Source organism: Novosphingobium rosa NBRC 15208, from assembly GCF_001598555.1.
Taxonomy (GTDB): domain Bacteria; phylum Pseudomonadota; class Alphaproteobacteria; order Sphingomonadales; family Sphingomonadaceae; genus Novosphingobium; species Novosphingobium rosa.
Window position 1 is genome coordinate 36,562 of sequence record NZ_BCZE01000066.1, and the last position, 9,033, is coordinate 45,594.

Sequence of the window (9,033 nt, forward strand, 5' to 3'; positions counted from 1 at the left end):
ACAATCGGAAGGCGTGAAAAACGAATGCCCCTCCATGCCTGCGGGCGCCTTAACTGCGGCGAAAATGCAGCTTCGAAACTGCCGCATGTCGCCGTGATGGAGAGATATGCACCAAAACAGAATGGGGAGGCAGACATGCTCTATTGGCATCGGGCGACGGCATTTTTCGGGCTTATCATCCTCCTGTATGTCATCGTCACGGGCGTTGGTATCCAGCTTTCCGACATGCGCGCCCTGGTCACGCATGCCCCGGCGACGTCCCCGGACATGCTGATGATGCGCCAGCATATCTCGGGAACACCCGGCTTTGCGGTCGTCTCTCCGTCAGACTATACTGCTTCGGCTCTGCCCGCAGGGTTCGACTATGCCAGGGCCCTGCAACGAACAGCCTCGCTCGGCCGCGCAGCAATGCCCGGTGCGGCGCTCACCTTCGTCGAGGTGCGCGTGCTGGCCGGAAGGATCGTCGGTCATGCCAAGGTCGGGGAGGAGGATATGGCCTTCTACCTCGATGATGGCACGCGCCTGCCGGATGCAGATGTTCCCCGTTCGGTGGCCAATGAGGTCAAAGGCTCCACCCGCCATGCCTTCAAGAAGCTGCACCAGTTTCGCTGGGCCGGTCCTGTCGGCTCCTTCTTCAGCGGTGTAGCGGGCCTGCTGCTGGGCAGCCTGATCTTCACCGGCCTGTGGCACTATTTCAAGCTGCTCAGGCGCCGCCGCGCCATGGGCCGCAAGGCCCTTGTCTGGAAGGCGGGCGGCACGTGGCGCGATCTGCACCGGGCAACGGCGATATTCCTCTCCATGCCGCTGATCTGGATCGCGGGCACCGGCATTGTCATGTCCATTGATGATATCGGCGGCTCCATCCACCGGCTGGCGGGGACATCCACGCGAGCGGCAGGCGGCAGTCCTCCCGATCAATCCTCGCCATTGTCCGACCACGAATTGCCGGACATGGCCAGGATCACGCTCGGCGCCTTCGACAGGGTTGAACCCGGCACAGGCGTGCGCGTTCTGCGGCTGCGCTATTATGCCCATTACAAACAGGGCATCGTCATCGCCGACGACGACAACACCAGCCAGCGCGTCTTCAATGCCGCGAGCGGCGCATCGATGTCTATGCAGGAAGCAGGCTATCCCGATACCGGATTTCCCTATGGCTGGGAATGGCATCAGCGGGTGAAGCAACTTCACCGGGGCGATTTCTTCGGGATGACCGGGCGATGGCTGGTGACATTGGGCGGGCTTGGGCTGCTGTATCTCGGCGTCTCTGGGCCGATCATGTACTGGCAGATGTGGCGCCGCCGCGCGCGCAACGGGCGGATGAACCCTGTCTGGAAGTGAGCATGACAGCATGCCTTTCCCGGACATGACCCGATGAAGGCCAAGCACCGGCGAGGTAATCCCCGCCGGTGCTTTTAGCGGGCAAGGGATTACCGCGCCCCCAGCCAGTGCGAGAGGCCATCGACGGTCGCGGGGGTGCTGGCAGCGAAGCTGGCCGCGTCATCCACAGAACCCTTGCCAGTGTAGACCGCGACTTGGGGATAGGCATAGACCGGGCGGCTGCGTGGCGGCAGCTTGGGCTGGGGCGGCATCATGCCGGGGGGCGGCCCGGCGGCAGCTCCGGCAGGCGGCTTGCCCATGCCTGAGGGCGCGGTGGGCTGGCCTTCGCGGGTCTGGCTGGCGCGGTGGGCCAGCATCACTTGAGGCGTAACGCCGCCTTCCACCCAATCCATGATGCCCGCCAGCATGGGGAATTCGCTGGGACCATCGCCGCCCGAGCAGTGGCTCATGCCAGGGAAGAGGAACAGCTTCACCGAAGCATCGCGGCGGGCCTTGCCCATGTTCAGCCCGATATGCTCGAAATAGTCGATGGTGCCCAGCGGGCTGATATGCGGGTCGGCCCAGCCGTGCCACAGGATCAGCTTGCCGCCATGGGCGAAAAAGGCCGAAAGATCGGGATTGGTGGAATCATACAGCGCGCGGGCCGGTTGCAGTTTCGCCAGCATCGCATCGTCGAAAGGGAAATCCGCGATGGTGTAGGGCGTGGCCGGATTGGGCGTGAACATCACATGATTGATGGCATCGAGCGCGATGCGGCCCGAAAAGATCGGCATGCCGGGGCGCGGCGGCACGAAGACGCCCACCCAGTTAAGTTCGCTGCCCGGTTGCAGCGGGGCAACCTCCAGCAGACGGCCCTTGGCATCGCGCGCGCCGCCGAAGATCTGGCGCACCGCCTGCACCTGCGCAGCGGTCAGGCACTTGCCCGCCTCATAGCCACCCTTGCAAAGCAGCGACGCGGGGTTGAAACGGCACAGGCGCGGATCGGTGATCTGCCCATCGGCGAGACCATCGAGCCTGTCGCACTGGCGCAGCACCTCGGCATGCAGCGGCGCGACATCGGCGGCGGTGATCAGCGGCTGACCATCAGGCCCGGTGTTCACCCTGGCCAGCCAGGCGTGATGGAAGCTGTTCTGCATATGGAAATTCATCGCCGGAGCCCCGGCGGTGATGCCATCGAAATCATCGGGATAACGCTGAGCGGCAATCAGCGCCTCGCGCCCGCCATCGCTGCATCCGGCGAAATAGGCGTATTTCTGGGGCTGGCCATAGAAGGCGCGGATCAGCGCCTTGGCCGCCAGCGTGGTGGCATGAACGCCGCGAAACGCAAAATCCTCGCGCTGTTGCCGGCTGTCGCCCCAGGCAGTGTCATTGCCCTGATGGCCCATGTCGGTGCTGGCCAGAGCCAGCGTGCCATCGGTAGCAGGGGTGCAATCCTCGGCCTTGGAGACATCGATGCGCAGATTGCCGCACAGGCCGCCGCAGCCCGTCTGCAGCAGGCGCTGGCTCCAGCCCTGAAGCGGCAAGCGCACCTCATAGGTGATGGCCGGGGCGATGGTGCCGGTCAGCTTGCAATAGGGATGATCGCCGTCAACCTGCGTGGCGGTGATGGAGGTTTTGGCGCCCGTGGCGGCAGACAGATCGAACTGGCTCAGGCTTTCGCAACTGCGCAATGGGTTCGTTCCGACCAAGCCGGGTGCGGCCTGGACGGGCGCCGCCAGCCCCAGCATCACGGCCAGCGCCATCATCATGGCGGCCAGCCATCGCGCCGCCCTGGGTAGGCTGCCCGGTTTTCCTGCTCGAACCATTCCTTTTACTCCCATCTGCAGATCCCTCGCTCCTTGTCTGCACCGATAGGGGCAGCGCATCAATCACCCTGCCAATCGGATTGTTGTCGCCTTTTATAGCATCAGCGGATACCCAAACGGCGGCCTCACCGGAGCGAGCCCGCCGCCTGATGTTTCCGCTTGGGAGAAGCTTACAGGCAATGCGCCATTTCGCTGAAAAGCTGCCCTTCAACGGCTTTTGAACCCTCGCTGATAGCGGTCATCCATTCATAGCCTGAAGGCCGAGTCTAGCGGCCCTAACCCAACCTGAGCCCGAACGTCGCTCCGCCGCCAGGGGTATCGACGACCTCGGCCGTGCCGCCATGAACGGACACGACCGCCGCGACGATGGCCAGACCAAGCCCTGCCCCGTTGCCCATGGCATCTGGAGCGCGCCAAAAGCGATCGAAGAGCCGATCCCTTTGCTCCAGGGGAACACCGGGCCCATGATCGATGACAGCGATTTCGGCATCGCGCCCCACGCGGACCGTCACCTCGGAACCTGTCGGACTATGGCCAACCGCGTTCTCGATCAAATTACGCAGGGCCCCCTCCAGCATGTCGGCATTGCCCTCGATCATGACCGGAGCCCCAGTGCTCTCAAAGGCGAGCATGCACCCCTCGCCATGAACCCATGGCGCCATACGGGCGACCAGATCCGCAGCAAGCTCGTTGAGGTCGAGCTTGTCCAACGCCGGCGCTGGCATTGCATCGAGCCGCGCCACCCGCAGAAGCTGATCGACCAATCGGCCCATCCTCGCGGCATCGGCGCGCAAGGCCACCACCTCGCGCGTGTCCGGCAGGGCTTCCAGCCCCGCAGTCAGGATCGCAAGCGGTGTCCGCAGTTCATGCGCCGCATCTGCGGTGAAGCGGCGCTGAGCCTCAAACCCGTGCGCCAGACGATCGAGCGCTCCGTTGACTGCCAGCACGAACGGCTTGATCTCGGTCGGCAGCCCCTCATCTTCCAATCGGACATCGGTTTGGCCCGGCGCGATGGCTACTGCCTGCCTCGATGCAGCGGCCACACTGCTTAAGCTGCTTCGCACGGTGAAGACCACCAACGCGATCATCCCGATAACAAAAAACGGAAATGTCCAACCGGCCTCTTCCAAAAACTCCGCCGCGAAAAGATCGGCAAGGCCGTCGTGGTTGAGACCATGTGCGATGCGATAGCTCTTGACGATGAGCCAGGCGAAGCCAGTTCCTAAGGCCAGCAGATTGACCCCCGCAAGCCGAAGGATCAACTGGCGCTCGAGCGAACCGACAGAGGGCATTCTCATGCCGCGCCCGCCTCGATCAGAAAGTAGCCGATGCCTCGCACGGTCTGGATGGCGCAGCCTGCCCCCGCCTCGGCCAGCTTCCGACGCAGGTGCGAGATGTGAACGGGAATGGCGTTTGAGGCGATCTCCTCACCATGGCCATAAAGCTTGTCCTCCAGCACGGCGCGCGGCACCACCCGACCCAGACGGCGCAGCAGATGCTCCAGAATGGCCAATTCCTGACGCGGTAGACCCAGCGGCTGCCCGCCCACCGATGCCTCGCGCCCCACGGTGTCGAGCGACAGATCGCCCGCTTCCAGTGTCACCCCCAGCGCCAGTCCGGGCCGACGCAGCAACGCCTTGATCCGCGAGATCAGTTCCTGCGTGGCGAAGGGTTTAACCAGATAGTCGTCCGCCCCTGCATCGAGCCCGCTTACACGGTCCTCCACCGTGTCGCGCGCCGTCAGCATCAGCACCGGTAAGACCTCCCGGCAACGGCGGGCGGCGCTAAGAACCTCCAGCCCATCGCCATCAGGCAGGCCGAGATCGAGCACCATCGCATCATAGGGCACCAGTTCAACCGCCGCGCAGGCATCGGCCACACTGGCACAGCAATCCACCGTGAAGCCGGCAGCCTTAAGGCTGATCGTCACCAGTTCGGCGATGCGCCGCTCATCTTCCACCACCAACAGCCGCATGAGTCCCCCGCGCTCCAGATCCCTCGCGCCCTCTAATACTGCCTTAATGTTGAGGCCAGAGGGAAGCGCCCGGACATGAAGCAGGGTGAGACTTCCAACGTGCGTGTGAAAGAGACGATGTGGCTGGGTACGGCGGCGTTGGCGATGGTGATGGCCAGTGAGGCTTATGCCGCACAGGCGCATGATGCCCCGCCGGTGCGAGCGGCGCATCATGACGACGACGATGATGACGACGATGACGGCCACCCGGTCCAATCGGGAGAAATCGTGGTCACCGCAAGAAAACTCGACAGCGCCCGCGCCAGTGTCAGCGCCAGCCTTGGCGCTTCGACCTATGCCCTCTCCAACGATGCCATCGAAAAACGCCCCAGCGGCGAGGCGGCCAATCTGGTCAATGTGCTGATGCAGATGCCGGGCGTGACGCAAGGCGGTGACAGCGCCATCCGGGTGCGCGGCCAGAACCATGTGCAATATCGCATCAACAACATCATCCTGCCCGAAGGCCTGTCAGATCCCGCCGACACGCTGCGCGCCCGCTTTGCCGACCGGATCGAGCTGGTGACCGGCGCATTGCCCGCGCAATATGGATTGCAGACGGGCGGCGTGGTCAACATCACCACAAAGAGCGGCGTCTATGAGCATGGCGGCGAGGTGGAACTGTATGGCGGCACGCAGGGCCGCTTCGAACCGGCCTTCGAACTGGCCGGATCGAGCGGCAACACCAATTACTACCTGTCCGGCTCCTATCTGCATTCCGATGCCGGCCTGCCGCCCGCCGACCGCAACGCCATTCCGCTGCATGATCGCACCGATCAGGGCGATGGGCTCGCCTATGTCGACCATATCATCGACAGTGCCTCACGCGTTGCACTGATCCTCGGCGTGTCCGGCGATGCCTTGCAGACACCGCACCCGCGCGGACTGGTGGCGAGCGGGCTGACCAGCGAGGCATGGGGCGGCGAGCAGCGCAAGGGCAGCCAGTACGGCATGCTCTCCTATCAGCGCAGCGAAGATGGGTTGACCTTGCAGGTGGCGGGCTTCCTCAACCATGCCTCCCGGCGGCTGGAGCCCGACCAGGCCGGGGATCTGGCCTTTAACGGCATCGCCCGGCAATATCAGACCAATGGGCTGTCCAGCGGTCTTCAGACCGAAGCTGTCTATGCGCTGGGCCAGCAGCATCACTTGCGTGCAGGCCTGCTGGCGACCTGGCGCCAGACCAAAACCGATGCCGTCGAGACGGTGCTGGCCTTGGCTCCGGCGACAGGCACGCTGGCGCTGGCCGGGCGATTTTCCGCCCAGCGGCTGGAAACCGGGGTCTACCTTGAGGACGAATGGAAGCCGCTCGACCGGCTGACGCTGAATTATGGCTTGAGGCTCGACCGCGTGACGGGTCAGGGCGGTGGCAATGCGGTGGGACCGCGCGCAAACCTCGTCTGGGAGCCCATCCAGGGCACAACCCTACATGCTGGCTATGCGCGCTATTTCGTCCCCGCGCCGCAACGCGACGATGCGATTGACCCGAGCCGGTTTTCAGGCACCAGCGAAGCACTTCCGACACAAAGCGATGACCCAGCCCGTGCCGAAAAGGACGACTATGTCGATATCGGCATCTCCCAGAAGCTCGACGAGCTGACGCTGGGCGTGGATGCCTACTGGCGCCGGGCCACCAACCTGCTGGATGAAGCATGGACCAGTGACGGATTGCTGGCGCGCTCCTTCAACTATGCACGCGGACATGGGCGCGGGGTGGAGTTCAGCGCGACATGGAGCGAAGGTCCCATCTCGGCCTGGGGTAATCTTTCGGTGAGCTGGCTGGACGGACAGGGCATCGTCAGCGGGCAATCACCCTTCTCGGCTTCACAGATTACCTGGACGGCTAGCCATGCTGTAGCCGCCGCCAGCGACCAGCGATTGAGCGGATCGGCAGGTCTGACATGGCATAGCGGGCCGCTACGCCTCTCCACCGATGCGACCTATGGCAGTGGCCTGCCGCGCAGTTCCTCCAACAGCGTGCTCGATGATGGGCGGATGCCGGCGTGGGTGCAGCTCAATCTGGCGGCGGTCTATCGGGTGAAGGGCCTGCGGCATCGCCCGCTCGACCTTCGGGTCGATGTGACCAATGCTCTCGATACCCCGCGCCGCGTGCAGGATGGCTCCAGCCTTGCTGGCGGGATGGCGCAATGGGGAGGCAGACGCGGCGTTTTCGTGGGCGTGGAGCAGTCATTCTGACGGCGAGCGGAAGGTCTGACCTTCTGCCGTCTCATCCTCAGGGGTTGGAGTGAACAAAATGGCTGAGGCAGCTGGCAAGCGCTTGGCGACCGGGGCGCGTGAGTGCTATAAACTCGATCTCGGGCTTACGCGGGGCGCCCGATCAGCTGAACCTTTTCAGCCAAGACCCGCTCCACCTTGCGAAAGCAGGTTGCGGAGCGTTGTCTGATGCCTTGGAATCCATTGTCTGTTGCCCGCAAGCACTGGCTGCTTGTCAGCGCTACCTTGCTGTTGCTCCTTGCGCTTCTCTGTTTTCAATGGGTGCTCCCAGGGCTTTCGGTCGCGCGGCAGGAGCCGCCCCGCCTTGAGGTCGTGACCGCAACCTGGCTGCTGCACAACAGCGTTCCTGCCTCGGCGAAAGCTGCCAAGAACCCGCTGGGCTTGCATCCCGATCCGGCAGCCATTGCCGCCGGGCACGATCTGTTCGTGCAGAAGTGTTCAACCTGCCATGCCTATGATGGCGGTGGCAAAACCGAGATGGGAGCTGGCGAATATCCCCGCCCGCCAGCCCTGCATGCCCTGCTGCCCTCCTTGACCGACGGCGAGGTCTTCTACCATATCCGCAACGGCATCCGGAACACCGCCATGCCCGCATGGAACATGCCGGACGATCAGATCTGGCGCCTAGTGGCTTATTTGCGCAGCCTGCCCCTTGTTGCCTCGCAGGTTTCCGGCCCCATCGCGCCGCAGCAGGAAGCGGCAGTGCGCGATGCTCATTATGTGGGGTCCGCGACCTGTCAGACCTGCCATCAGGAGATCTATGCGCGCTGGGCCAAGACCCGCATGGCCAATGTGGTGCGCGATCCCAAGCAGCACCCCGATGCCATCATCCCGGACTTTACCAAACCCGACGCGCTGGTGAAGTTCAAGATCAGCGATATCGCGCTGGTCTATGGCAGCCACTGGAAGCAGCGGTATTTCAAGAAATCCAGCGACACCTACACCCCCTTCCCAGTGCAGTGGGACATCACCAACAAGAAGTGGATGCCCTATCATGTGCCCGACAAGGGCGGCGACTGGTGGGCTTCGCACTATCCTGACAAGGGCGATAACAGCAATCGCCCCACCGGCCCGCTCTGCGATGGCTGCCATTCGGTGAACTACAACATCGCCACCAAAGCGGTGGCCGAATGGAATGTCGGCTGCGAGATGTGCCATGGCGCGGGCAGCGCTCATGTCGCCAATCCGGTGATGCTCAACATCCTCAACCCTGCGCGGCAAGGCTATGTGAAGGCCAACGACACCTGCATTCAGTGCCATTCGCAGGGACAACCACTCAAGAACCCCATCGCCGGGCAATATTATGACTGGCCGGTGGGCTACCATGCCGGGCTCAAGCTCTCGGATTTCTGGAAGCTGGAGGACCATAAGCTCGGCGAGTTGAGCTTCACCCATTTCCCCGACGGAACCGCGCACAAGAACCGCATGCAAGGCAATGATTTCGTGCAGAGCCTGATGTATACCAGAGGCGTCACCTGCTTCAGCTGCCATGATCCGCATGGCAGCAAGAATGAAGCGATGCTGCGCAAGCCGGTCACCGAGGTCTGCCTGTCATGCCACGGCCCCAACACGCAAAACGGGCCGCATGCCGAGACCATCGAGGCCCATACGCACCATCTGCCGGGCAGTCCGGGCAGCCAGTGC

The 9,033-nt window shown here is 63.5% G+C and carries 6 protein-coding genes; 3 read left to right on the forward strand and 3 right to left on the reverse strand.

Going from position 1 to position 9,033, the window contains the following annotated elements:
- Positions 1-24 precede the first annotated feature (24 nt).
- Complete coding sequence (locus SR3_RS22305) at positions 25-1,341, forward strand: PepSY-associated TM helix domain-containing protein (protein WP_245654056.1); 1,317 nt, start codon at positions 25-27, stop codon at positions 1,339-1,341.
- 89 nt (positions 1,342-1,430) lie between these two features.
- Here SR3_RS22305 and SR3_RS22310 read toward each other — a convergent pair whose 3' ends face one another.
- From SR3_RS22310 to SR3_RS22320, 3 genes are all read right to left on the reverse strand, one after another.
- Complete coding sequence (locus tag SR3_RS22310; RefSeq protein WP_169805693.1) at positions 1,431-3,146, reverse strand: tannase/feruloyl esterase family alpha/beta hydrolase; 1,716 nt, start codon at positions 3,144-3,146, stop codon at positions 1,431-1,433.
- Between the two features lie 275 nt (positions 3,147-3,421).
- The gene (locus tag SR3_RS22315; protein ID WP_084455836.1) at positions 3,422-4,444 is read right to left on the reverse strand and encodes a sensor histidine kinase; all 1,023 of its coding nucleotides are present in this window, start codon (positions 4,442-4,444) and stop codon (positions 3,422-3,424) included.
- Positions 4,441-5,121, reverse strand: coding sequence for a response regulator (locus tag SR3_RS22320; protein WP_068090860.1), 681 nt, complete (start codon positions 5,119-5,121; stop codon positions 4,441-4,443). The genes SR3_RS22315 and SR3_RS22320 overlap by 4 nt, the downstream gene beginning before the upstream one ends.
- A 75-nt stretch (positions 5,122-5,196) precedes the next feature.
- On the opposite strand from SR3_RS22320, the gene SR3_RS22325 reads away from it, so the two are divergent.
- A complete protein-coding gene (locus SR3_RS22325) occupies positions 5,197-7,350 on the forward strand; it encodes a TonB-dependent receptor (RefSeq protein WP_068090862.1) in 2,154 nt (717 codons plus the stop codon).
- A gap of 351 nt (positions 7,351-7,701) precedes the next feature.
- Positions 7,702-9,033, forward strand: a 1,332-nt coding sequence (locus SR3_RS22330; protein WP_218018870.1) for a c-type cytochrome, incomplete at its 3' end; no start/stop codon positions are given.